The sequence below is a fragment of the Citrobacter sp. RHBSTW-00859 genome, assembly GCF_013729795.1.
Taxonomy (GTDB): domain Bacteria; phylum Pseudomonadota; class Gammaproteobacteria; order Enterobacterales; family Enterobacteriaceae; genus Citrobacter; species Citrobacter braakii.
The window spans coordinates 2,626,316-2,651,119 of the sequence record NZ_CP056284.1; the positions used below are offsets into that span (position 1 = coordinate 2,626,316).

Genomic DNA, 24,804 nt, shown 5'->3' on the forward strand with positions numbered 1-24,804 from the left:
TGTGATGATGGTTTATCAATGTTCGCACGAGGCATGCGCGCACTCTCGAAAGAGGTCAGTGTTACCCCAATAAAATAAAACAGTAACAAACTCTGTATAACCTACTGAAAATGACGCCTGTGATCTAGCGCCAAAAAACAGTATTTATTATGAAATTCGCGAAATAGAGATGAATCGAATCGCTGGCAGATAAAATACCCTAAAAATAGCCCACAAAGGCCGATAATTCGCTCAAGCGAAGCGGCAAAACATGATTACGTGCCTGCAAAAAACAATTGATTAACATTAAATTAACTTATGAAATTCAACTGCTTTATCAGTTTTGGTCGCCAAACGCCGAAATTTTCGACATATCACAAAATGTTATCTGTGTTGTTACGTCACGTGGCACGATGAGTGAAAATTGACGCAGACACTGACACAATTTAAATGCAATAATCAGCGACGTTTCTAGTCAATAACAATACCAGTACCTGGTTTGCGCAAGGCGAAGGATTATTTTTATGAAGCTTAAGAACACTCTCCTGGCGTCCGCACTTATTTCTGCGACTGCTTTTTCTGTAAATGCAGCGACAGAATTGACGCCGGAGCAAGCGGCTGCCCTGAAACCCTATGACCGCATTGTGGTTACCGGTCGTTTTAATGCTATCGGTGACGCGGTGACCGCCGTATCACGCCGTGCAGATAAAGACGGTGCAGCCTCCTTTTATGTTGTTGATACCTCAGATTTTGGCAGCGGCGGTAACTGGCGCGTTGTAGCCGACATCTATAAAGCCGATGCTGAAAAAGCGGAAGCGTCCAAAAACCGTGTCATTAACGGCGTGATGGAATTACCGAAAGATCAGGCCGTTCTGATAGAACCATTCGATACCGTTACGGTGCAGGGCTTCTACCGCAGCCAGCCTGAAGTGAACGATGCCATCACCAAAGCAGCGAAAGAGAAAGGCGCTTACTCCTTCTACATCGTGCGCCAGGTCGATGCCAACCAGGGCGGCAACCAGCGTATTACCGCATTCATCTATAAAGCTGATGCGAAAAAACGCGTAGTACAAAGCCCTGATGCGATCCCAGCAGATTCAGATGCCGGACGTGCCGCATTAGCCGCCGGTGGCGAAGCCGCGAAGAAAGTTGAGATCCCAGGCGTTGCGACTACCGCGTCTCCGAGCGCTGAAGTCGGTCGTTTCTTCGAAACGCAATCCACCAAAGGTGGGCGTTACACTGTCACGCTACCGGATGGAACCAAAGTTGAAGAACTGAACAAAGCAACCGCCGCTATGATGGTGCCGTTCGACAGCATCAAGTTCACCGGTAACTATGGCAACATGACTGAAATCTCTTACCAGGTTGCCAAACGCGCAGCGAAGAAAGGCGCTAAGTATTATCACATCACCCGCCAGTGGTCTGAACGTGGTAATAACATGACCATCAGCGCTGACCTGTATAAGTAATACTCAGTACCTTATCAGGTCTACAGCCTTGTAGACCTGATAATTTCCCGCCATCCTCCCCTCGGGCGAAACAAAAACAGCAGTATTAAGACTACTTTTCACACTATTAGTCACAAATCTCTCTATCCCCATTGCATGCGTTCTCTTCTCTCCGTAAAATCCCGCGCCTTAGTGGCTTTCACCATTTTTATGCGGTTTGCCAAAATAATTATTCTCTCACTCTCGTTTTTGTCACTGGATACAAATGGAAAAGAAATTGGGTCTGAGCGCACTCACCGCGCTGGTTTTAAGCTCAATGCTCGGCGCTGGTGTTTTCAGCCTGCCACAAAATATGGCGGCGGTAGCAAGCCCGGCTGCATTACTGATTGGTTGGGCGATTACCGGTGCGGGTATCCTTTTGCTTGCCTTTGCCATGCTGATTCTGACGCGTATCCGTCCTGAACTGGATGGCGGCATATTTACCTATGCACGTGAAGGTTTCGGTGAGCTGATTGGCTTTTGCTCCGCGTGGGGATACTGGCTGTGTGCTGTTATCGCTAACGTTTCGTATCTGGTGATTGTTTTCTCTGCGCTCAGCTTCTTTACCGACACGCCGGAGTTACGTCTGTTTGGCGATGGTAATACCTGGCAGTCGATTGTTGGCGCATCGGTGCTGTTGTGGGTGGTCCATTTTCTGGTGCTCCGTGGTGTGCAAACGGCAGCCAGTATTAACCTGGTGGCGACGCTGGCGAAATTACTGCCGCTTGGTCTGTTTATCGTGCTGGCGTTTATGCTGTTTAAGCTCGACACCTTTACCCTCGATTTTACCGGCGTAGCGTTGGGCGTTCCCGTCTGGGAGCAGGTAAAAAACACCATGCTCATCACCCTGTGGGTTTTCATCGGTGTGGAAGGCGCGGTGGTGGTTTCAGCCCGTGCCAGAAACAAACGCGATGTCGGACGCGCTACGCTGCTGGCGGTACTCGCCGCGCTGGGCGTTTATCTGCTTGTCACCCTGCTGTCTCTGGGCGTTGTCGCGCGTCCCGAACTGGCGGAGATCCGCAACCCGTCAATGGCCGGTCTGATGGTGAAAATGATGGGGCCATGGGGTGAAATTATTATTGCCGCAGGTCTGATTGTCTCCGTGTGCGGTGCTTATTTAAGCTGGACGATTATGGCGGCGGAAGTGCCGTTCCTCGCCTCCACGCACAAAGCGTTTCCACGCATTTTTGCGCGGCAGAACGCGCAAGGCGCGCCATCGGCGTCGCTGTGGCTGACCAATATCTGCGTACAGATTTGCCTGGTGCTGATCTGGCTCACAGGTTCCGACTACAATACGTTATTAACCATCGCCTCAGAAATGATTCTGGTGCCCTATTTACTGGTCGGCGCATTTCTGCTGAAAATTGCCACTCGTCCAATTCATAAGGCTGTCGGTATCGGAGCGAGTATTTATGGCATATGGTTATTGTATGCGTCAGGTCCGATGCACCTGCTGCTGTCTGTGGTGCTGTATGCGCCAGGGCTGCTGGTCTTCCTTTATGCCCGTAAAACACACGCGCATGAAAACGTATTAAAACGCCAGGAAATGGCGCTGATCGGCCTGCTGCTTGTTGCTGCTGTTCCGGCGACCTGGATGTTGATGGGGTAACATTGTCCCCATCGTTCGCGACACATGGAGATTACGATGGGTAAAAAACCCCCTTTGCCAATTCTTATCACCGGAGGAGGTCGACGTATCGGCCTCGCCGTCGCATGGCACTTTATTAATCAAAAACAGCCAGTTATCGTTAGCTACCGCACGCATTATCCGGCTATTGATGGCCTGCGAGATGCGGGGGCGCTGTGTATCCAGGCTGATTTTTCCACCGATGAAGGCGTACTGGCCTTTGCGGATGAGGTCAAAGCACAGACGGATGGCCTGCGCGGTATTGTGCATAATGCCAGTGCCTGGCTTGCAGAAAAGCCCGGTGCGCCGTTAACCAAAGTGCTGTCGGCCATGATGCAGATTCACGTCAATACCCCCTACCTGCTCAACCACGCGCTGGAAGGATTGCTGCGCGGGCATGGACACGCGGCCAGCGATATTATCCATTTTACGGATTATGTTGTGGAGCGTGGCAGCGATAAGCACATTGCTTATGCAGCCAGCAAAGCGGCGCTGGACAACATGACCCGCTCGTTCGCGCGCAAACTGGCACCGGAAGTAAAAGTGAACGCCATCGCCCCCTCGCTAATCCTGTTTAACGAGGGTGACGATGCAGAGTATCGTCAGCAGGCATTGAACAAATCACTGATGAAAACAGCGCCGGGTGAAAAAGAGGTCATTGATTTAATTGACTATCTGTTGACCAGCTGTTTTGTCACCGGGCGTAGTTTTGCCCTTGATGGCGGGCGTCATCTGCGTTAGTGCAGTTTAATCCAACAAAAAATAAGCAACCATGCGCTCAGGCCCCAGCACACCACTGAACCGCCGAGCGCAACGGGTAAGCGCATAAATCCGGTGAAATACCACAGCGAAACGAGGTAGACAAAATAGGGAATAATCGACCACATGCTGAAGACAATGGTTGTACGCAACGCTTCGATCCCACGTTCACTGGCCACGATATAGTGGGCAATCAACGCAAAGGTCGGGAACAACGGAATTAATCCGGCAATATAGTAGTTCTTTGTTTTCGCCAGCACACCAATTAACACCACCACCAACGCACCGAGCGCCGCTTTTATAACGAGTCCCATCACCCTGCCTTAACACATCAATAACATCAGCCTCTAGCATAACGGAAGCGTTCTTGTTTAGAAAAGATTAATGGAAGGAAAAACCGGGGCGGTGTATGTTGGCGTTTTATATTCAAAATGAATGATATGAACACCATCGTATTTGTTGAAGATGATCCCGAAGTTGGCTCGCTGATTGCGGCCTATCTGGCCCGGCATGATATTGAGGTTATCGTTGAGCCTCGAGGTGATTTGGCCGAGGAGAAAATCCTGCAAGTTCAACCCGATTTGGTGTTATTAGATATCATGCTGCCGGGCAAAGATGGGATGACTATCTGCCGCGATTTGCGTGGACGCTGGCAGGGTCCAATTGTCCTGCTCACCTCGCTGGACAGCGATATGAACCATATTCTGGCGCTGGAAATGGGTGCCTGTGACTATATTCTGAAGACAACGCCGCCAGCAGTACTGCTTGCTCGCCTGCGTCTGCATCTGCGCCAGAATGAACATTCAGTCCAGTCTAAAGGCATTCAGGCGGCAACCATCACGCCGCACACAACGCTGCGCTTTGGCACACTCACTATCGACCCAACCAATCGTTCCTTGCTGCTCGGCGGCGAGCAAGTCTCTCTTTCCACCGCAGATTTTGAATTACTGTGGGAGCTGGCAACCCATGCCGGGCAAATTATGGACCGCGATGCGCTGCTGAAGAACCTGCGCGGCGTAAGTTATGACGGCATGGATCGCAGCGTTGATGTCGCAATTTCCCGGTTACGCAAAAAACTGCTCGATAACGCGACTGAACCCTATCGAATCAAAACGGTGCGCAACAAAGGTTATCTGTTCGCACCGCACGCCTGGGACGATGAACCTCAAATGTAATCCCTACGGGCCGACCATTATACGTTACACCGTCACTTATAATATCACCCAGATTTGGGTGATGAAGATGGCGTGTATCGTCACCGCGAATTAGTCAGCCCTCAAGTAAGATCCAAGCCTTCCCTTTCACGGAAGGCTTTCTTTTGTGTCAACTAAACGTCAGCCCGTCGTATTTTTTCCAACGGTAATTTATTGCAGAAATAATCCAGCAGCCGATAAAGACGCCAATAATCGCAAACCCGACATTCCCCATATGGTCACTCAACTCGCTGACGGTATCCCACAACCCCCCCTGAAGCGAAAATGCGTCAGAGAGAAGCCCCAGCGCCTCCAGCCCGCCAATAAATAGCGCAACAATTACCGAGGTCCCGGTGATGGTCATATTGTAATAGAGCTTACGCTGCGGCTTATTGAATGCCCATCCATAGGCCTCAACCATCAGGATACTGTCCAGGCAGTCAATCAGCGCCATGCCGCAGGTAAACAGCGCCGGGAACACGAGAATTGACCACACCGACATGCCACTGGACGCGCTTGAAGCAGAAATTCCGAGCAGAGAAATTTCAGTAGCGGTATCAAAACCCAGGCCAAACAAAAAGCCGACAAAATACATATGCCAGTCTTTGCCTACCAGCCGAAACGCCGAGCGGAAAAGCCAGTTCAGCGGGCCTGAAACTGTCATTTCCTCTGTGGTGCCATCGTAAGTACCGGTGCGTTTTAGATGACGAAAAGCCTTCCAGACATGACAGAAAATAACGAGATTAATGGTAGCCAGAATCAGCAGAAATACGGCAGAGACCGTGGTACCTATCAGACCGCCGACATTCTGAAACCATGCCATGTGTTGCTTAAACACACTGGTGGTCAACGCAATGCCAATGCTTGCCAGTACCACAATGGTAGAATGCCCAAGGGAAAACCAGGCTCCCGTCGTCAGGGCGCGTTTTTTCTGCTGCACAAGTTTACGCGTAGCGCTATCAATCGCGGCGATATGATCGGCATCAACAGCATGGCGCAAACCATAGCACCATGCGATCAGACTAAGCGCCAGTAACGACGTGTTGTTGCTAAACGCGGTGAAAGCCCACAGCCACGCCACGATGTTTGCCCCGATGAGTAAGACCATCAACAAAATAATGTTCGGGCGTTTTTTTAATAATAAAAACAATGCGTTCATTGCTCACAGCCTGTCAAATTTGCGCTAAAAAACACACTACACCGCCGTTCACTGATTGATTAATAAAACATTTACCAGGCTAATGATAACTCTAAAGAATTACCAGCCCAGTGTCGTAGATCAAAATTGATTACCCCCAAAAGCGAGTTCCGCGCTCGCTAACTCTGCGATGCGCAGGGGTATCGTGGCGCAGTCTCCTTCTTGCAGAAGCCAGGCAGACGACAACCCACACCAGGCAATAATCCACATCAGCAAACGCTGCCGTTCAATCTTCGCGATTTCAGACACAATATTTACCCGTTGTGTGAATATTTCTGGCTCAATGGCGACAGGTTTGGTGGGGTCGGCAAGATCGGGATTAGTAAAAATATTGGCGTAATCAAAGCCACGCTCGCCCACCAGCCCTTTAGGATCGATAGCCAGCCATCCTTTCGTTCCGAAATCAATAATATTGCCGTGGTGTAAGTCACCGTGCAATACGACTTCATTCTGGGGAGAGGAGAGCAATACGTTTGCCACCTCTGCACAATGCGTCAGGATGCCGCCATGCTTTTTCGCGGCAGGAGCCAGACAGCGAAACCAATAAAGCAGCGGTGTTAACGCAGGCGTTGACGCATTCCGGGGGAGATGGAGTCGACTGGCTGCATGGCAAATAATGCGACAGGCCTGCGCATCATTGCCAGACCAGGACATGTCCGCTAAAGACCCCGCCCCTGTTGCACGTTCTAACAGAATCGCCCCTGCTGCATGAGCAAGCACTTTCGCAGCACCATTCCCGTTCCACCAGACCATTAGTTCGCAGCCGTTTCGTTCACTGTCATCGTCGGTGAGTTTGAGTATGGCTTTCTGACCATCTTTGGTCACCACGGGCAAAAGCTGTGATGTGTGCGTCTCAAGCGGTTGGCCATCAGGAGTAAGTCCCCAACGGCTGAGCCAGGTGTTGAACAGACTATTTTCCAAACATTATCCTCATTTTTTTCGCCGGAAATGACCCTCGACAGGGACGGTGTAGACATTATTCCTGCTTTCTGCTGGTTGGGCCACAACGACCCACGCCCACCATTCCTGGCTTATCGTGTAGAGCACTAAAGGGCACACCCTTGCGTATCGGTGTGCCATGCTGACTGTGTTTTTTCAATAGAGGAAGACACGATGATCACGTTATGCAAAGCCTGTGGAACATCCTATGAGGTGGCAGACGCCCTTCCTGAACATTGCGATATCTGCCAGGACGAACGTCAGTATGTTCCCGCGACCGGGCAGGAATGGGTCGATTTTGCCGCACTTTGTGCTTCGTACACAAATAAGTGGCGGCAGCATGACAGCGCCCTCCTCAGCATCCGCACCGTTCCTGGTTTTGCAATTGATCAACGGGCGTTTATTCTGCGTACTCCGGAAGGCAATATTTTATGGGACTGCATTGCCACGCTCGACGACGCCACAAAAATGCTAATAACGTCCCTGGGCGGGCTTAAGGCCATCGCGATTTCGCATCCTCATTACTACACCACCATGCAAGACTGGGCTGACGAATTTAACGCTCCCATTTATCTCCATGCCAACGACCGCAAGTGGGTAATGCGCGACAGCCCGTGGATTAAATTTTGGGATGGCGACACCCTGGAACTGACACGCGACGTCAGTGTGATACGCCTCGGCGGACACTTTGCTGGCGGCTGCATTCTGCACTGGGCGCGAGATGAAGGCGTGGTGCTTTCCGGCGATATCGTTCAGGTCACCCCTGGGGCGCATGCCGTCTCCTTTATGTGGAGCTACCCCAATATGTTGCCATTGCCAGCCGCAACGGTCAGCGACATTACCCACCGCCTGAGTACGGTGAAATTTAAGCAACTCTATGGCGCGTTTGAAGGGAAAGACATAACGAAAAATGCCGATGACATCGTGCAGCGCTCAGGTGAAAAGTACGTTTCCTGTCTCAAGTAAGCAGGCTGCCTGTCACTGACGTTCACCAGGATGAAATGGGATAGAAATAATAGGCCGCTCCGATGACAGACACATTCACTATCACACTGATAATGAAGTAGGTTTTGAATGGCTGTTTTTGTGTTTTATGGCGAAAGAGTTGTTGGGCGGCTATCGCGCCACCCCACCCGCCAACAACGCCAAACAGCAGCAAAGTGGACTCCGGCACTCGGCGCCAGGCCCTGCGCGCTGCCATTTTATCCGCACCGTACATTGCCAACGTCAGTATGTTGGCGAGCAATAACCATATAACAAAGGGATGCGAGGTGAAAATGCAGCCTAACGCCGTGAAAATGAGTAGTAAATAACAACAGCGATTGAAATTCATATTTTTATATCACAGCAATTTTGAGAGTATCGGTGAGCATTATATTATGTATTCGGTGATTTTTTATGAAGAAGCTGTTTGTACAGTTTTATCTCCTGCTGTTTGTCTGCTTTCTGGTGATGACCCTGCTGGTCGGCTTGGTCTATAAATTCACCGCAGAGCGCGCAGGCAGACAATCGCTCGACGATTTAATGAAAAGCTCGTTATACCTGATGCGCAGCGAGCTTCGCGAGATCCCGCCACGTGACTGGGGTAAAACGCTGAAGGAGATGGATTTGAACCTCTCCTTTGACCTGCGCGTTGAACCGTTAAATAAGTACACGCTGGACATTCAAACAATGCAACGTTTGCGCGAAGGCGATATCGTGGCGCTTGACGATCAGTACACATTTATTCAACGGATCCCACGCAGCCATTACGTGCTGGCCGTCGGCCCGCTTCCCTATCTCTATTTTCTTCATCAAATGCGCTTGCTGGACATCGCGTTGATGGCGTTTATTGCTATCTCGCTGGCCTTTCCGGTACTTATCTGGATGCGTCCGCACTGGCAGGAAATGCTGCGACTGGAAGCTGCTGCACAGCGTTTTGGGGAAGGACATCTGGGCGAACGCCTCCATTTTGACAGCGGTTCCAGCTTTGAGCGATTGGGTATCGCGTTTAACCAGATGGCAGACAATATCAATGCGCTAATCGCCAGTAAGAAACAACTTATCGATGGCATTGCCCATGAGCTTCGTACCCCACTGGTACGCTTACGTTACCGGCTGGAAATGAGTGATAACCTCACCGCGCAGGAATCCCAGGCGCTGAATCGCGATATTGGTCAACTGGAAGGGTTAATCGAAGAATTACTGACCTATGCCCGGCTGGACCGCCCGCAAAATGAACTGAAGCTCAGCGTACCAGACCTGGCCGTTTGGCTGACAACCCATCTGGAGGATGTGCAAAGCGTAAATCCTGAGCGTGCGGTGCGCTTACGCCATCTTAATATTGGCGACTACGGCGCGCTGGATATGCGCCTGATGGAGCGCGTACTGGATAATCTACTGAATAACGCCCTGCGCTATTGCCAGTCTACGGTGCAAGCGAGCCTGTTATTGAATGGCAATCAGGCGACGCTGGTTGTGGAAGATGACGGTCCCGGAATTGCTCCAGATGCGCGCGAACAGGTTTTTGAACCGTTTGTACGCCTTGACCCCAGCCGTGACCGGGCGACCGGTGGTTGCGGGCTTGGGCTAGCCATTGTTCACTCGATCGCATTGGCTATGGGCGGTACGGTCGTCTGTGATGAAAGTGAACTCGGCGGCGCCCGCTTTTGTTTCAGTTGGCCCGTCTGGCATAACATTCCTGAAATTTCAGCTGCCTGACCCATTCGGCTCGGTGGTCAAATGGTGGAGGTTGTGCTATAAAAAAGTATGTTGTAACTAAAATGGTAAATCTATGGCCCGTTACGATCTCGTCGACCGCCTGAACGGCACCTTCCGCCAGATGGAGCAAGAACTGGCGCTTCTGAACGACAATCTGTTGCAGCAGACGCTGCTGATTGCGCGCGTCTTCTCGTTACCGGAAGTGGTCAAAGAGGCAGAGCATGCTCCACTGCAGAACATTGATGTTAAGCAGCATTTAGGTAAAGAGGCTGAAACGCTGGCGCTACGCCACTATCGTCATCTGTTTATCCAGCAACAGTCCGAGAATCGTAGCAGCAAAGCGGCCGTCCGCCTGCCAGGCGTACTGTGTTATCAGGTAGATAACGCAGCTCAGCGCGCTCTGGAAGAGCAAATACAGCGTATTAACCAGCTAAAAACCACCTTCGAGCGCATTGTCACGGTGGAATCAGGGCTGGCACCGGCAGCGCGTTTTGAATGGGTGCATCGCCACCTGCCGGGACTGATTACGCTGAATGCCTATCGTACGCTCACCCTTGTCAGAGAGCCTGCCACCCTGCGATTTGGCTGGGCCAACAAACACATTATTAAAAATCTGAAACGCGATGAAGTACTACAACAACTGGAAAAAAGCCTGACGTCGCCGCGCAGCGTACATCCCTGGACGCGGGAAGAGTGGCAGGCGAAGCTTGAACGGGAATATCAGGATGTCGCCGCCCTGGGCCAGCAGGCGCGCCTGAAGATTAAACGGCCAGTAAAAGTGCAGCCCATCGCCCGCGTCTGGTACAAAGGAGAACAAAAGCAGGTGCAATATGCCTGCCCGACGCCCTTGATCGCGTTGCTCAACAATGAAAACGGCATGACCGTACCAGATATCGGCGAGTTACTGAATTATGATGCCGACAATGTTCAGCATCGTTTTAAACCTCAGGCGCAGCCGTTGAGATTGATTATTCCCCGGCTGCACCTGTACGTTGCGGATTAACTGCCTGGCCGCATACTGCCAACCATCAGTTCCGGGCGTACCCAGCTGTCAAACTCCGCTTCGGTTAGATACCCCAGCGCCAGGGCGGAGGCTTTTAACGTCAGCCCCTCTTTGTGCGCCTTTTTGGCAATTTCAGCGGCTTTATCATAACCGATATGGGTATTGAGCGCGGTCACCAGCATTAGCGACTCGTTGAGCAGTTGATCGATTCGTTCACGATTAGGCTCGATTCCTGTCGCGCAGTGCTCGTTAAAGCTTTCCATACCGTCAGCCAGCAGACGCACCGACTGCAGGAAATTGTGGATGACCATCGGACGGTAAACGTTGAGCTCAAAATTACCTGACGCTCCGCCCATGTTGATGGCGACATCGTTGCCCATTACCTGACAGCAAAGCATGGTGAGCGCTTCACACTGGGTAGGATTGACCTTACCCGGCATAATGGAGCTGCCCGGTTCATTTTCTGGAATCGAAATTTCGCCAATCCCGCAACGCGGACCGGATGCCAGCCAGCGCACATCGTTGGCGATTTTCATCAGCGATGCCGCCAACCCTTTTAGCGCGCCGTGGGCGTGAACCAGTGCATCGCAGGTAGCTAGCGCTTCAAATTTATTCGGTGCGGTAACGAACGGCGCACAGGTAATGTCCCGCAATTCATCCGCGACCCGACGGGCATATTCCGGATGCGTGTTCAGTCCGGTCCCTACCGCGGTTCCTCCCAGCGCCAGTTCCGCCACGTGGGGTAAGCTGTTTTCAATGTGTCTGAGGTTATGTTCAAGCATTGCCACCCAGCCGGAAATCTCCTGGCCGAGCGTAAGCGGGGTTGCATCTTGCAGGTGTGTACGACCAATTTTGACGATATCCGCGAAAGCGTGTGATTTATCACTGAGCGTTTTAGTTAACACATTTAACTGCGGGATCAGTGAGTTACGCAGCGCCAGCAGCGCGGCAACGTGCATTGCGGTCGGGAACACATCATTCGAGCTTTGGCTTTTATTTACATCATCGTTGGGGTGAACTTTCCGTTCCATCCCCCGCACGCCGCCCAGCAACTCGCTGGCCCGGTTTGCCAGCACCTCGTTCATGTTCATATTGCTTTGTGTTCCTGACCCGGTTTGCCAGATGGCCAGCGGAAACTCATCGCGGTGTTTATCCGCCAACACCTCATCTGCGGCCTGCATAATAGCCCTGGCTTTATCCTCCGCCAGTAGCCCGAGATCCTGGTTAACCTTTGCTGCGGCGCGTTTCGTCAGCGCCAGCGCATGGATCAGCGAGACCGGCATTTTCTCCGTAGAGATACGAAAATGCTCCAGCGAACGTTGGGTTTGCGCGCCCCAAAGCTTATCGGCTGGAACATCAATCGCCCCCATTGAATCATTCTCGCGGCGTACCGTTACCATTACCTGCTCCTTACATTAACAATTGATTAGGTTATGTTTCGACATTGCCCATTTGCATTGGTCTTATGAGTATTAACGAGGATTAATCTGTCGTTTGGTGGTTCGTGCGGTAAAAAAAAACCGCCCCGAAGGGCGGCTGACGTTACTTAACGCAGCGTGCGCACTGCGACGTCTGAATCTGCTTGAAGAAATCGTTGCCTTTGTCATCCACCAGGATAAACGCCGGGAAATCTTCCACTTCAATTTTCCAGATGGCTTCCATCCCCAGTTCAGGGTATTCCACACACTCCAGACTCTTGATACTGCCCTGGGCCAGCACCGCTGCCGGGCCGCCGATACTGCCTAAGTAGAAGCCGCCATGCTTATGACAGGCATCGGTCACCTGCTGGCTGCGGTTGCCTTTCGCCAGCATGATCATACTGCCACCTGCGGACTGAAGCTGGTCAACATACGAATCCATACGCCCTGCCGTGGTTGGTCCAAGCGAACCAGAGGCATAGCCTTCCGGCGTTTTTGCCGGGCCAGCGTAATAGATCGGATGATCTTTAACATACTGCGGCAAACTTTCGCCGTTATCCAGCCGTTCTTTCAGTTTCGCATGCGCAATATCACGGCCAACAATAATGGTGCCGTTAAGCGACAGACGTGTAGAGACCGGGTATTGCGACAGCTGAGCTAGGATCTCTTTCATCGGACGATTGAGGTCAACGCGTACCGCTTCGCCTTCTCCCGCCTGGCGCAACTCTTCTGGTATATATTTGCCTGGATTATGCTCCAGTTTTTCGATCCAGATACCTTCACGGTTGATCTTAGCTTTGATATTTCGATCGGCTGAGCAAGAAACGCCCATACCAACCGGACACGACGCACCGTGACGCGGCAGGCGGATCACGCGGATATCATGAGCGAAATACTTCCCGCCGAACTGCGCGCCCAGCCCCAAATTCTGTGCCTCAATCAGCAACTCTTTTTCCAGCTCCACATCGCGGAATGCCTGACCATGTTCGTTACCTTCAGTCGGCAGCTCATCGTAATATTTAGCCGACGCCAGTTTCACCGTTTTCAGCGTGGCTTCCGCTGACGTTCCACCGATCACAAACGCAATGTGATACGGCGGGCAAGCCGCTGTTCCCAGCGTTCGCATCTTCTCAACCAGGTAATTTTTTAATTTGCCCGGCGTGAGCAGCGCTTTGGTCTCCTGGTACAGATAGGTTTTGTTCGCCGAACCACCGCCTTTGGCAATACACAGGAATTTGTATTCATCGCCATCGACGGTATACAAATCTATCTGTGCCGGCAGGTTGGTACCGGTGTTCACCTCTTTATACATATCCAGCGCGGCGTTTTGTGAATAGCGCAGGTTGTCTTCGATGTAGGTGTTATACACACCGCGCGCCAGCGCAGCTTCATCCCCGCCGCCGGTCCAGACGCGCTGACCTTTTTTACCCACGATAATCGCGGTGCCGGTGTCCTGACAGGTCGGCAAAATACCTTTTGCCGCAATATCAGAATTCCGCAGGAATTGCAGGGCCACATATTTGTCGTTTTCGCTGGCCTCCGGGTCACACAGAATGTCGGCCACCTGCTGCTGATGCGCAGGACGCAGCATAAACGATGCATCATGGAAGGCCTGACGAGCCAGCAGCGTTAAGGCTTGCGGCGCGACTTTAACAATCTCCTGCCCTTCAAATTCGGCAACGGAGACATGGTCACTGGTCAGCAGATAGTATTCGGTATCATCCTTTTTGAGGGGGAAAGGATGCTGATAATGAAAGGGTTTGTTTGACATTGTGCTCTCACTTACTGCTCGGTCTGGTTATTCTCTGGGCAGATGTTCCATTGCCCTGCTTCCCTGCCGCAGGTCGGGTTGTAGAAGGAAAGGCTTTCTGCAACCGGAATTACTCAGGGTATTAAAAGCGAGTCACCATATCCTACACAATTTTTTAACAAAAACTGAGACAAGTACGACTTTTTACATGTGCAGGTTACTTCGCTCAGGGTTTCTTGGTTTAATAGCCGTAGAAAATTCCACATTGAAACAGGGCTTGAGAATGCAAAAACTCATCAACTCAGTGCAGAACTACGCCTGGGGAAGTAAAACTGCGTTAACGGAACTTTATGGGATTGCCAACCCCACTCAGCAACCGATGGCTGAGCTGTGGATGGGCGCGCATCCGAAAAGCAGTTCGCAGGTTCTGGACGCTAACGGCCAGACGGTCGCTCTGCGTGATGTCATCGAACACGATAAATCCGCACTGTTAGGCGATGCTGTTGCGAAACGCTTTGGTGAACTGCCTTTCCTGTTTAAAGTGCTGTGCGCCGCGCAACCTCTTTCGATTCAGGTTCATCCTAACAAGCACAACTCTGAAATCGGATTTGCCAAAGAAAACGCGGCGGGGATCCCGATGGATGCCGCCGAGCGCAATTACAAAGATCCTAACCACAAACCGGAACTGGTTTTTGCTTTGACACCGTTCCTGGCGATGAACGCATTCCGCGAGTTCTCTGACATTGTCGCATTGTTACAACCGGTGTCCGCCGCGCATCCGGCTGTTGCGCATTTCCTGCAGGAACCGAGTGCGGAACGTCTGAGCTATCTTTTCGCCAGCTTGCTGAATATGCAGGATGAGGAGAAATCCCATGCGCTGGCGATCCTGAAATCGGCGCTGAACAGCCAGCAGGGTGAACCGTGGCAAACCATTCGCCTGATCGCCGATTTCTATCCGAATGACAGCGGGCTCTTCTCCCCGCTGCTGCTCAATGTGGTGAAGCTCAATCCTGGCGAAGCGATGTTCTTATTTGCCGAAACCCCACACGCCTACCTGCAAGGTGTGGCGCTGGAGGTAATGGCTAACTCGGACAACGTGCTGCGCGCCGGACTGACGCCAAAATACATTGATATCCCGGAGCTGGTCGCCAACGTTAAGTTTGTCGCCAAGCCAGCCAATCAACTGCTGACCACGCCAGTTAAGACTGACAGCGAACTGGACTTCCCCATTCCGGTCGACGATTTCGCGTTCTCCTTGCATGAACTGACCGCCAATGGCGCAGATATCAACCAGCAAAGTGCGGCCATTTTGTTCTGCATCGAAGGTGAAGCCGTGCTGAGCAAGGGCGAGCAGCGTCTGGTGCTGCAGCCGGGTGAGTCGGCCTTTATTAGCGCGAATGAATCGCCGGTAAACGTCAGCGGCACGGGCCGTTTAGCTCGGGTTTATAACAAGCTGTAGCAAGATACTGATATTTTTAACAACTCTTGCTAAGCTGTAGCGAGTTAAAGACATGTCACTCCTCCAGGCGTCTTCAAACGCCTGGTTTTATTTTATGGATATCAAAATGAAAAAATCGCTGGTAGCTGCGGGTGTGGTGGTTGCACTGGGTATCGTCTGGACGGGCGGCGCCTGGTACACAGGAAAGAAACTCGAAACGCATCTCGCCGAGATGGTGACGCAGGCAAACGATCAGTTAAAACGCTACTCCCCGGAGGCGGGCATTGAACTGAGTTATCAAAACTACCAGCGCGGCGTGTTCAATAGCCAACTGCAGTTGGTGGTGAAACCTGTCGCCGGGCAGGCAGATTCCTGGCTGAAACCGGGACAAAGCATCGTCCTGAATGAAACCGTTGATCACGGTCCTTTCCCGCTGGCTCAGCTGAAATCACTGAATCTTGTTCCGGCAATGGCCTCCGTGAAAACGACGCTGGTCAATAACGACGTGACGAAACCGCTGTTTGATATTGCCAAAGGTGAGACGCCATTCATCATTAATTCCCGTATTGGCTACAGTGGGGATACCCGTTCCGATCTCTCCCTCAAACCGCTGAACTACGAGAAAGGCGACGAAAAAGTGGCCTTTAGCGGCGGGGAGTTCCAGTTTACGGCTGATAAGGATGGTAATGCGGTGTCGCTGACTGGCGAGGCGCAAAGTGGCCTGGTTAATGCCGTCAATGAGTATGATCAGAAAGTACAAGTTACTTTCAATAACCTGAAAACTGAAGGATCCAGCAGTATCGCAAGCTTTGGTGAGCGCATCGGCGCTCAGAAATTGTCCCTCGAAAAACTGTCGATTTCAGTCGAGGGCAAAGAGCTGGCGGTGCTGGAAGGCATGGGTATCGATGGCAAATCCGATCTGATTAACGATGGCAAAACCGTCAACAGCCAGTTGGATTACACCCTGAACAGCCTTAAATTGCAGGGCCAGGATATGGGGAGCGGTAAGCTGACGTTGAAAGTTGGCCAGATTGACGGTGAAGCACTGCACCAGTTCAGCCAGCAGTACAGCGCCCAAACCAAAGCGCTGATGGCGCAGATTGATGTGGTGCAAAATCCTGAGCTTTATCAGCAGAAAGTCACCGAAGCCTTCTTTAATGCGCTACCGATTCTGATGAAAGGCGAACCGGTTGTCACCATTGCTCCACTGAGCTGGAAGAATGCAAAAGGTGAAACCACATTTAATCTGTCACTGCTGCTAAAAGATCCGACCGCAAACACGGTGGAGCCGCAAACGCTGGCCCAGGAAGTGGATCGTTCCGTCAAATCGCTGGATGCGAAACTGACCATCCCTGTCGATATGGCGACTGAGTTCATGACGCAAATTGCCAAACTGGAAGGATATCAGCAGGAAGAAGCGGCTGGTCTGGCGAAGCAACAGGTTAATGGCCTGGCGGCGATGGGGCAGATGTTCCGCATTACGACTTTGCAGGACAACGTTATCGGTACCAGCCTGCAATACGCAAACGGCCAGGTGACGCTGAACGGACAAAAAATGCCGCTGGATGAGTTTGTTGGTATGTTCGGTATGCCTTCTCTTACACAGCCGGATGCCCCTGCCATCCCGCAACAATAATCACTCGTCAGTGACAGGCCCGATAACAGTGTTTATCGGGCTTTTTTATTTCGCAGCCACCAGACGAGCGGAAAGCGTCAGATTGCGTGAATGACCTTCATCGTGGGCAATGCGTTGTAGCATACGTTCAGCAAGGGTGTATCCCATTTCACGCGCGGGCGAACAGGCCCAGGTAATCGGGATATCGTCCAACGCGTTTTCCGCCACATCAGCGAATCCGGCCAACGATATTTGCTGTTCGAAATAGCGATCGACACCAATTTCGCCACTCTGACGTCCTGCTCTCATCAAGCCAAACCAGGCGCCTATGGCGATTATTTCGTTGTAGCACACCACCGCGCTGATCGTGGGATTGCGGCGTAACAGCGCCGTTACCTCTTCTGCGGCCTGCTTCTGGCTGGATGAACACTCCAGCACCCAGTCGCTATGAAACGGTAAACCATATTTTAGTAAGGTTGCACAATAACCGCCGACGCGCTCTGCGCGAGTCAATGAAGAACTCTGCCCGCCCAGCCAGGCAATACGCTGGTGTCCGTGGCGGATAAGATGTTCAACCAGTAACTGTGCAGCCTGCATGTTATCGGGCCTGACGGTGTCTGCGTCATCCATGTAGCTGGCGCGTGATGCAAATACCACCGGGATCCCTTTATCAGCGGCCAACTGTTGCAGTGCATCACTGCTGCCAGCGGCCCCGGCAATGACCACGCCATCTACCCCTTGGTTGAGTAACATCGCGAAACGCTGCGCCAGCTGCTCCCCATCTTTACCGCCGTGCAGTAAGAAGACCATGCGCCCCTGCGCTTCTAACGCTTCCGTCAGACCCGCCGTCAGCTCGGCGTAAAACGGCGTTGAAAGATCGCGTACAATCAAACCAACTACTCCGCTCTGCCCGCCGCGCAGCGCTGATGCCTGGCGGTTACGCACAAACCCCAGTTGCTCAATAGCAGCATTCACCCGCTCCCCAGTCGCTGATGAAATTCGCCCTTTTCCACTGAGCACCAATGAGACGGTGCTGACCGAAACCCCCGCAGCCAGCGCAACATCATGGATGGTTATTTTTTTGGCTATAGCCATAAAAACAGAAAACTCCCCGATAACGTGACGGATAAAACGTTTTATCAATCACTTATATTTATACCCCCTATTATCGTTCGATAATGTGATTTATACCGCACTAAAATTAGGTAAAACGTTTTATCTTCTCGCCATCATTAGTCAGCTAGCCTTTACAAGGAGTCGTTTGATGACGGCGAGAACCACACCAAAAATAACGTTATGGGAATTTTTCCAGCAGTTGGGCAAAACCTTTATGCTGCCTGTAGCGCTGCTTTCATTTTGCGGGATCATGTTGGGGATCGGCAGCTCGTTGAGCAGCCATGATGTCTTAACGCTGATCCCGGCGTTGGGGAATCCGGTGCTTCAGGCCATCTTTACCTGGATGAGTAAAGTTGGCTCTTTTGCGTTTAGCTTCCTGCCAGTCATGTTCTGTATTGCCATTCCTCTGGGCCTGGCGCGCGAGAACAAAGGCGTTGCGGCGTTCGCCGGTTTTGTCGGTTATGCGGTCATGAACCTCGCCGTCAATTTCTGGTTAACCGCCAAAGGTATCTTACCCACCACAGATGCGGCGATCCTGAAAGCCAACAACGTGCAAAACATTCTGGGGATCCAGTCGATCGACACCGGGATCCTCGGTGCCGTTATTGCCGGGATCATTGTCTGGATGCTGCATGAACGCTTCCACAACATTCGTCTGCCGGATGCGCTGGCGTTTTTCGGTGGTACGCGTTTTGTGCCTATCATCTCCTCGGTGGTGATGGGATTGGTCGGGCTGGTCATTCCCCTGATTTGGCCAGTTTTCGCCATGGGCATTACCGGACTCGGTCACATCATCAATAGCGCGGGGGAATTTGGTCCTATGCTGTTTGGAACCGGTGAGCGTCTGTTGCTGCCTTTTGGCCTGCACCATATTCTGGTGGCACTCATTCGCTTCACCGAAGCTGGCGGCACACAGGAAGTCTGCGGCCATAGCGTGAGCGGCGCACTGACTATTTTCCAGGCTCAACTGAGCTGCCCGACAACGCAAGGTTTCTCTGAAAGCGCAACACGCTTCCTGTCCCAGGGTAAAATGCCGGCGTTCCTCGGCGGTTTACCGGGTGCAGCATTAGCCATGTACCACTGCGCACGTCCTGAAAATCGTCATAAAATTAAAGGGTTATTAATTTCTGGTCTGATTGCCTGTGTCATCGGCGGTACAACTGAACCACTCGAGTTCTTATTCCTGTTCGTCGCTCCGGTTCTGTATGTAATCCACGCCCTGCTAACCGGTCTTGGCTTCACCGTGATGGCAGTGCTTGGCGTCACTATCGGTAACACTGACGGTAACCTGATTGACTTCGTGGTGTTCGGCATCCTGCACGGATTGTCCACCAAGTGGTACCTGGTCCCTGTTGTCGCGGCTATCTGGTTTGCGGTGTACTACGTGATCTTCCGCTTCGCCATCACGCGTTTCAATTTGAAGACGCCGGGCCGTGAAGTCGAAATTGCCAGCAATATCGAAAAAGTAATGGCCGGAGCGCCGGGTAAATCAGGTTACAACGTCCCTGCCATTCTGGCGGCGCTGGGCGGCGCAGAAAACATTGTCAGCCTGGATAATTGCATCACCCGTCTGCGCTTGTCAGTGAAAGATATGTCGCTTGTTAACGTACAGGCTCTGAAGGACAATCGTGCCATTGGCGTAGTACAACTCAATCAGCATAACCTTCAGGTCGTTATCGGTCCGCAGGTCCAGTCAGTGAAAGACGAGATCGCGGTTCTGATGAACACCGTACAGGCTTAAGGACAACAATATGTTTGATTTTTCAAAGGTTGTGGACAGGCACGGTACCTGGTGTACTCAGTGGGATTACGTTGCCGACCGTTTTGGTTCAGCCGACCTGCTGCCATTCACCATCTCCGATATGGATTTTGCCACCGCACCTTGCATTCTGGAGGCGCTGACTCAGCGCCTGTCACATGGCGTGCTGGGTTACAGCCGCTGGAAAAACGATGAGTTTCTGGCGGCGATAAGCCACTGGTTTCTTTCGCGGCATAACACTCAAATAGATCCTCAGTCGCTGGTATATGGCCCCTCGGTCATCTATATGGTGTCGGAGTTGATCCGCCAGTGGTCATCCGTGGGCGATGCGGTGGTTATCCATACTCCGGCGTACGATGCGTTTTACAAAGCGATTGAAGGTAATCAGCGACAGGTACGCGCAGTCGGACTGGAAAAACGCGCCGACGGCTGGTTTTGCGACATGGTTGCGCTGGAGAAAGCCCTGTCTCGACCTGAAAGCAAAATTCTTCTGCTTTGCAGCCCACAAAACCCAACGGGCAAAGTGTGGACGCGCGACGAGCTGGAAACCATGGCGGAACTGTGTCAGCGCCATGGTGTAAAAGTTATCTCTGATGAGATTCATATGGATATGGTATGGTCAGACCGGCCGCACATCCCGTGGAGTAACGTCGCGCGTGGCAGTTGGGCACTGCTCACTTCCGGCTCAAAGAGTTTTAATATTCCGGCACTAACCGGGGCTTACGGACTCATTGAAGATGCTCAAAGCCGCAACGATTACCTCAGCGCGTTAAAAGGCCGCGATGGTCTTTCCTCGCCTGCGGTGCTGGCGCATAGCGCACATATTGCCGCTTATCAACAGGGTGCAAGCTGGCTTGATGCGCTGCGCGATTATCTTGCCAGCAATCTGCATTACGTTGCGTGTGAGCTTAATGCCGCATTCCCCGAACTCAACTGGCAGATTCCGCAATCCACCTATCTGGCATGGATTGACCTGCGTCCGCTCAATATTGATGACCATGCCTTGCAGGATGTTCTCATCCACCAGCAGAAAGTGGCTATCATGCCGGGATACACCTACGGAGAAGAAGGTCGCGGTTTTGTACGCCTCAATGCCGGATGCCCAAGATCCAAGCTTGAAAAAGGCGTTCAGGGGCTGATTAACGCCATCCGTTCTGTACGCTAATTAAGCTTGCGCAATGAAATTATTCATTGCGCAACATAGCTTTTTATCCCGATTTTTTCATATAATACGACGCACTTTACCTAAATACACGAGTGCGACCATGATTGATACTTCCCTCCCCCTGACCGACGTCCATCGCCACCTTGATGGTAACATCCGTGCCCAAACGATCCTGGATCTGGGTCGTCAGTTCAATTTAACGCTTCCGGCACAAACGCTGGAAACGCTGCTCCCTCATGTGCAAGTCACATCAACTGAGCCGGATTTAGTGAGCTTTTTATCCAAGCTCGACTGGGGCGTGAAGGTACTGGCCTCTCTGGATGCGTGTCGCCGCGTGGCATTTGAGAATATTGAGGATGCAGCACGTAACGGTCTGCACTATGTAGAATTACGTTTTTCACCCGGCTATATGGCGATGGCGCATCAGCTCCCGGTTGCGGGCGTGGTTGAAGCCGTCATTGCCGGCGTACGCGAGGGCTGCAAGACCTTTGGCGTCGAAGCTCGCTTAATTGGCATTATGAGCCGTACCTTCGGCGAGGCCGCCTGCCTGCAGGAACTGGATGCGCTGTTAGACCACCGTGACCATATTACGGCGCTGGATCTGGCGGGTGACGAACTGGGTTTCCCGGGCAGTCTGTTCCTGTCGCATTTCAATCAGGCGCGCGACGCCGGCTGGCGTATTACCGTACATGCGGGCGAAGCCGCGGGCCCAGAAAGTATCTGGCAGGCCATTAAAGAGCTGGGCGCAGAACGTATTGGTCACGGCGTTAAAGCCGTTGAAGACCGTGCGTTGATGGATTACCTCGCCGAACACCGTATCGGCATCGAATCCTGCCTGACATCGAACATTCAGACCAGCACCGTCGCCTCTCTGGCAACCCACCCGCTGAAAACATTCCTTGAGCATGGCGTTGTAGCCAGCTTGAATACGGACGATCCGGCGGTACAGGGTGTGGATATTATTCACGAGTACACCATTGCCGCGCCAGCAGCAGGACTCACGCGCGAACAGATCCGTCAGGCGCAAATCAACGGCCTGGAAATGGCATTTCTGAGTAACGAAGAAAAACGTGCCCTGCGCGAGAAAGTCGCCGCAGCGTGACGGTTAAAGTGCCGGATGCGATGCTGAGCATCACCATCCGGCATTTGCCTAATCAGGCAAGGCACAGCGTCGAGCGATGTTTCGCCGATTCAAGACCCAGCTCAATCAGCTCCATGATTTGAATAGCTTGTCTCGCCGGAACCGGGTTTTCACCGTGACCATTTAGCGCATCACGAATGCCAGCATAGTACGCTGGGTAATTACCCGGTACAGTCAGCCAGGTCTCTTCAACCTGCTCTTCGCCTTCTATTCGCGTCAACACGCCATCGCGCATGTCGTAACCCCAGTCTTCCTGAGGCAGTCGCTCGCCATTTTTCAGGCGCTCTTCCTGCGGGTCAAGACCATACTTCACATAGCTGCCACGCGATCCGTGCACAATATAACGGGCCGACTCAGCGGCAGCGAGCATGGTGCCGTGCAGAATCACACGACGCTGCGGGTAAGTCAGGATGGCATGGAAGTAATCCGTCGCTTGCGCACCTGGGCGAAGCTGAGCCAGGTCTACCGTCATGCTGACGGGCAAACCAAACAGGTTAATCGCCTGATCCAGAAGATGCGGAGCTAAATCATACCAGATGCCGCTTCCCGGCCCCCCCTGTTCACGCCAGCGATCACGAACCTGCGGGCGGAATCGATCGAAATGGGATTCGAAATACGCCACCTCCCCCAAAACGCCATCCGCCAGCAGGGCTTTCAACGTCAGAAAATCACTGTCCCAGCGGCGGTTATGGAAAACGGACAGCACGCGGCCAAGGCTACGCGCCAACGCATCCAGTTCGCGTGCTTGTGACAGTGTCACGGTAAAAGGCTTATCAACAACCACATGTTTGCCCGCTTCCAGTGCAGCCTTCGCTAACGGGAAGTGAGTGTCATTAGGCGTGGGGATCACAATCAGGTCGATATTCGGATCGTTAAAAAGGTGTTTAGGCTCAGCAACAACCGCCACCGTTGGCCAGTCTGCCTTCACTTTTGCTTCATCACTACTGGAAACCGCAGCCAGTTCGAGGCCCGGTGTGCCCACAATCAGGGGGGCATGGAAGGTTTTACTGGCGTAACCATAGCCAATTAGCCCAACGCGGATGTTGTCACTCATGTTATAGCCTCTCAATTCAGGACTGACCTATTTCACACCATACCCTGCAACGTCTCAATAGTTTAATAACCATTGCGCTACAAAGGTTGTTTATTAACTTAAGTCAAACATATGCCACTTATGCTTAACTTGCAGCGAAAAAGAGGGAGAAATCGTTCCCAATTATCTTGCTGTATTATTGAGAGATTAGTAACATTTGCAGCCTGTGTTTATGGATAAATCAAAGCAAATGTCATCAGTAATGAATCGTCTTATTGAATTAGCAGGTTGGATTGTTCTCACCGTCTCTGTGATCCTGCTGGGTGTTGCCAATCATATTGACAATTACCAGCCACCGGAGCCCGTTGCTGCTGTGCAGAAGAAATAAGCATCTGCAGTCCCTTATAACCCGGCAATTAACATCGAGTAACGGCAGGGTTTGGCTGCAAAAGATCGTATTTTGTCAAAAAAAGAGAATAATGCCGCATCCCACTCCGGTGCATATTGCCTGCTGTAGCGAAGCGCGTTACCCTTACCGCAGGTGCGCATAGCGCCTGCTTTTCCACAGGTATGAACACTCTTCTCACATTTGCGCGTCAATCCGCTTTTACCTGTGCATGTTGTTTATTATTTATATTTACTACTCCGTTGGTATTATTTTATTAATATGGATTTCCATTTATGACTGTTCAGGATTACTTATTAAAATTCCGCAAAATCAGTTCACTCGAAAGTCTGGAAAAACTGTTCGACCATCTTAACTACTCGCTCACCGACGATAGCGACATTATCAATATGTATCGCGCTGCAGACCATCGCCGTGCCGAGCTTATCTCAGGAGGTCGTCTGTTTGATGTTGGTCAGGTACCCAAATCAGTCTGGCATTACGTGCAATAAAGAAGAAAGTAGCGCTCAACGTTAAAAGCTTTATAATAATTGCCCCAAAATGAATGGCATGTTTGATTGCGCGCGTAAACCTGGAGAAGAGATGACTACCACACCGGCACAACGTATCGGGGGCTGGCTACTTGGGCCACTGGCCTGGCTGTTAGTCGCATTGTTGAGCGCTTCGCTGGCGTTATTACTTTATGTCACTGCGCTGGCTACACCACAAACCTTCCAAACGCTGGGTGCGCAAAGTACGACAAATTTGCTGTTATGGGGCGTCTCTTTTATTACCGCGATTGCCATGTGGTATTACACGCTGTGGCTGACGATTGCGTTTTTCAAACGCAGAGCCTGTGTGCCTAAGCATTATATTCTATGGCTGCTGATCTCCGTGTTACTGGCGATTAAAGCGTTTGCGTTTTCACCGGTTCCGGACGCCTTTGCCGTGCGCCAACTGCTGTTCCCATTGCTGGCTGCGGCACTGCTGGTGCCCTATTTCAAACGCTCGCAACGCGTTAAATCGACGTTTGTGAATCCGTAATAACCCTACAGTTAACCTGTTGTCGCCTGTTGTAGATTGTCAGATAATAGGCGGC

General features: G+C 51.8%; 23 protein-coding genes. 15 read left to right on the plus strand and 8 right to left on the minus strand.

The window, feature by feature from the left end:
• The first annotated feature begins 503 nt into the window (after positions 1–503).
• The 3 genes from ydgH to folM all read left to right on the plus strand — a co-directional run bounded on the left by ydgH (position 504) and on the right by folM (position 3,834).
• A complete protein-coding gene (gene ydgH, locus HV302_RS13130) occupies positions 504–1,448 on the plus strand; it encodes a DUF1471 family protein YdgH (protein ID WP_016156455.1) in 945 nt (314 codons plus the stop codon).
• A gap of 244 nt (positions 1,449–1,692) precedes the next feature.
• Positions 1,693–3,075 (plus strand): amino acid permease, encoded by a 1,383-nt coding sequence (locus tag HV302_RS13135; protein ID WP_016153028.1) that lies wholly within the window; start codon positions 1,693–1,695, stop codon positions 3,073–3,075.
• A 36-nt stretch (positions 3,076–3,111) separates the two neighbouring features.
• Positions 3,112–3,834 carry a dihydromonapterin reductase gene (folM, locus tag HV302_RS13140; RefSeq protein ID WP_101700678.1) on the plus strand — a complete coding sequence of 241 codons (723 nt, stop codon included), beginning with the start codon at positions 3,112–3,114 and terminating at the stop codon, positions 3,832–3,834.
• On the opposite strand, the gene HV302_RS13145 is transcribed toward folM, so the two are convergent.
• Positions 3,831–4,166 carry a GlpM family protein gene (locus HV302_RS13145; RefSeq protein WP_016153026.1) on the minus strand — a complete coding sequence of 112 codons (336 nt, stop codon included), beginning with the start codon at positions 4,164–4,166 and terminating at the stop codon, positions 3,831–3,833. The genes folM and HV302_RS13145 overlap by 4 nt on opposite strands.
• A gap of 117 nt (positions 4,167–4,283) precedes the next feature.
• Between HV302_RS13145 and rstA the strand changes: the two genes are divergently transcribed.
• On the plus strand, positions 4,284–5,027 hold the full coding sequence (gene rstA, locus HV302_RS13150) for a two-component system response regulator RstA (RefSeq protein ID WP_181625929.1): 744 nt from the start codon (positions 4,284–4,286) through the stop codon (positions 5,025–5,027).
• 148 nt (positions 5,028–5,175) lie between these two features.
• Here rstA and HV302_RS13155 read toward each other — a convergent pair whose 3' ends face one another.
• Both HV302_RS13155 and HV302_RS13160 read right to left on the minus strand, forming a co-directional pair.
• Positions 5,176–6,204 carry a HoxN/HupN/NixA family nickel/cobalt transporter gene (locus HV302_RS13155; protein ID WP_181625930.1) on the minus strand — a complete coding sequence of 343 codons (1,029 nt, stop codon included), beginning with the start codon at positions 6,202–6,204 and terminating at the stop codon, positions 5,176–5,178.
• Between the two features lie 120 nt (positions 6,205–6,324).
• On the minus strand, positions 6,325–7,164 hold the full coding sequence (locus HV302_RS13160) for an aminoglycoside phosphotransferase family protein (RefSeq protein ID WP_181625931.1): 840 nt from the start codon (positions 7,162–7,164) through the stop codon (positions 6,325–6,327).
• 192 nt (positions 7,165–7,356) lie between these two features.
• Between HV302_RS13160 and HV302_RS13165 the strand changes: the two genes are divergently transcribed.
• Positions 7,357–8,148 carry an MBL fold metallo-hydrolase gene (locus HV302_RS13165; protein WP_181625932.1) on the plus strand — a complete coding sequence of 264 codons (792 nt, stop codon included), beginning with the start codon at positions 7,357–7,359 and terminating at the stop codon, positions 8,146–8,148.
• A 22-nt stretch (positions 8,149–8,170) separates the two neighbouring features.
• On the opposite strand, the gene HV302_RS13170 is transcribed toward HV302_RS13165, so the two are convergent.
• Complete coding sequence (locus HV302_RS13170) at positions 8,171–8,515, minus strand: DUF1294 domain-containing protein (RefSeq protein ID WP_181625933.1); 345 nt, start codon at positions 8,513–8,515, stop codon at positions 8,171–8,173.
• 65 nt (positions 8,516–8,580) lie between these two features.
• On the opposite strand from HV302_RS13170, the gene rstB reads away from it, so the two are divergent.
• Both rstB and tus read left to right on the plus strand, forming a co-directional pair.
• A complete protein-coding gene (gene rstB, locus HV302_RS13175) occupies positions 8,581–9,882 on the plus strand; it encodes a two-component system sensor histidine kinase RstB (protein WP_181625934.1) in 1,302 nt (433 codons plus the stop codon).
• Between the two features lie 73 nt (positions 9,883–9,955).
• Positions 9,956–10,885 (plus strand): DNA replication terminus site-binding protein, encoded by a 930-nt coding sequence (tus, locus tag HV302_RS13180; RefSeq protein ID WP_131405896.1) that lies wholly within the window; start codon positions 9,956–9,958, stop codon positions 10,883–10,885.
• Here tus and fumC read toward each other — a convergent pair.
• Together fumC and fumB are read right to left on the minus strand one after the other, a co-directional pair.
• Positions 10,882–12,285, minus strand: a complete 1,404-nt coding sequence (gene fumC / locus HV302_RS13185) for a class II fumarate hydratase (RefSeq protein ID WP_016153018.1) — start codon at positions 12,283–12,285, stop codon at positions 10,882–10,884. The genes tus and fumC overlap by 4 nt on opposite strands.
• A gap of 142 nt (positions 12,286–12,427) precedes the next feature.
• Positions 12,428–14,074, minus strand: a complete 1,647-nt coding sequence (gene fumB, locus HV302_RS13190; RefSeq protein WP_095715956.1) for a class I fumarate hydratase — start codon at positions 14,072–14,074, stop codon at positions 12,428–12,430.
• Between the two features lie 262 nt (positions 14,075–14,336).
• Here fumB and manA point away from each other — a divergent pair, with 262 nt between their 5' ends.
• Together manA and HV302_RS13200 are read left to right on the plus strand one after the other, a co-directional pair.
• The gene (manA, locus tag HV302_RS13195) at positions 14,337–15,512 is read left to right on the plus strand and encodes a mannose-6-phosphate isomerase (RefSeq protein WP_181625935.1); all 1,176 of its coding nucleotides are present in this window, start codon (positions 14,337–14,339) and stop codon (positions 15,510–15,512) included.
• Positions 15,513–15,618: 106 nt separating this feature from the next.
• A complete protein-coding gene (locus HV302_RS13200) occupies positions 15,619–17,127 on the plus strand; it encodes a YdgA family protein (protein WP_181625936.1) in 1,509 nt (502 codons plus the stop codon).
• A gap of 45 nt (positions 17,128–17,172) precedes the next feature.
• Here the strand turns inward: HV302_RS13200 and HV302_RS13205 are convergent, their stop codons facing one another.
• Positions 17,173–18,201, minus strand: a complete 1,029-nt coding sequence (locus tag HV302_RS13205) for a Mal regulon transcriptional regulator MalI (RefSeq protein ID WP_016153014.1) — start codon at positions 18,199–18,201, stop codon at positions 17,173–17,175.
• A 169-nt stretch (positions 18,202–18,370) separates the two neighbouring features.
• On the opposite strand from HV302_RS13205, the gene malX reads away from it, so the two are divergent.
• The 3 genes from malX (at position 18,371) to add (ending at position 22,248) form a co-directional block, all read left to right on the plus strand.
• On the plus strand, positions 18,371–19,963 hold the full coding sequence (malX, locus tag HV302_RS13210; protein WP_016153013.1) for a maltose/glucose-specific PTS transporter subunit IIBC: 1,593 nt from the start codon (positions 18,371–18,373) through the stop codon (positions 19,961–19,963).
• 10 nt (positions 19,964–19,973) lie between these two features.
• Positions 19,974–21,146 (plus strand): MalY/PatB family protein, encoded by a 1,173-nt coding sequence (locus HV302_RS13215; protein WP_181625937.1) that lies wholly within the window; start codon positions 19,974–19,976, stop codon positions 21,144–21,146.
• A 100-nt stretch (positions 21,147–21,246) separates the two neighbouring features.
• Positions 21,247–22,248 (plus strand): adenosine deaminase, encoded by a 1,002-nt coding sequence (add, locus tag HV302_RS13220; protein ID WP_181625938.1) that lies wholly within the window; start codon positions 21,247–21,249, stop codon positions 22,246–22,248.
• Positions 22,249–22,300: 52 nt separating this feature from the next.
• Here the strand turns inward: add and HV302_RS13225 are convergent, their stop codons facing one another.
• Complete coding sequence (locus HV302_RS13225; RefSeq protein WP_016153010.1) at positions 22,301–23,341, minus strand: oxidoreductase; 1,041 nt, start codon at positions 23,339–23,341, stop codon at positions 22,301–22,303.
• Between the two features lie 241 nt (positions 23,342–23,582).
• On the opposite strand from HV302_RS13225, the gene blr reads away from it, so the two are divergent.
• The 3 genes from blr (at position 23,583) to HV302_RS13240 (ending at position 24,749) form a co-directional block, all read left to right on the plus strand.
• Complete coding sequence (blr, locus tag HV302_RS13230; protein WP_019076739.1) at positions 23,583–23,708, plus strand: division septum protein Blr; 126 nt, start codon at positions 23,583–23,585, stop codon at positions 23,706–23,708.
• Positions 23,709–24,001: 293 nt separating this feature from the next.
• Entirely contained in the window at positions 24,002–24,217 is a 216-nt protein-coding gene (gene ydgT / locus HV302_RS13235) for a transcription modulator YdgT (RefSeq protein ID WP_181625939.1), read from the plus strand.
• A gap of 91 nt (positions 24,218–24,308) precedes the next feature.
• The gene (locus HV302_RS13240) at positions 24,309–24,749 is read left to right on the plus strand and encodes a DUF2569 domain-containing protein (RefSeq protein WP_181625940.1); all 441 of its coding nucleotides are present in this window, start codon (positions 24,309–24,311) and stop codon (positions 24,747–24,749) included.
• The last annotated feature ends 55 nt before the right edge of the window (positions 24,750–24,804 follow it).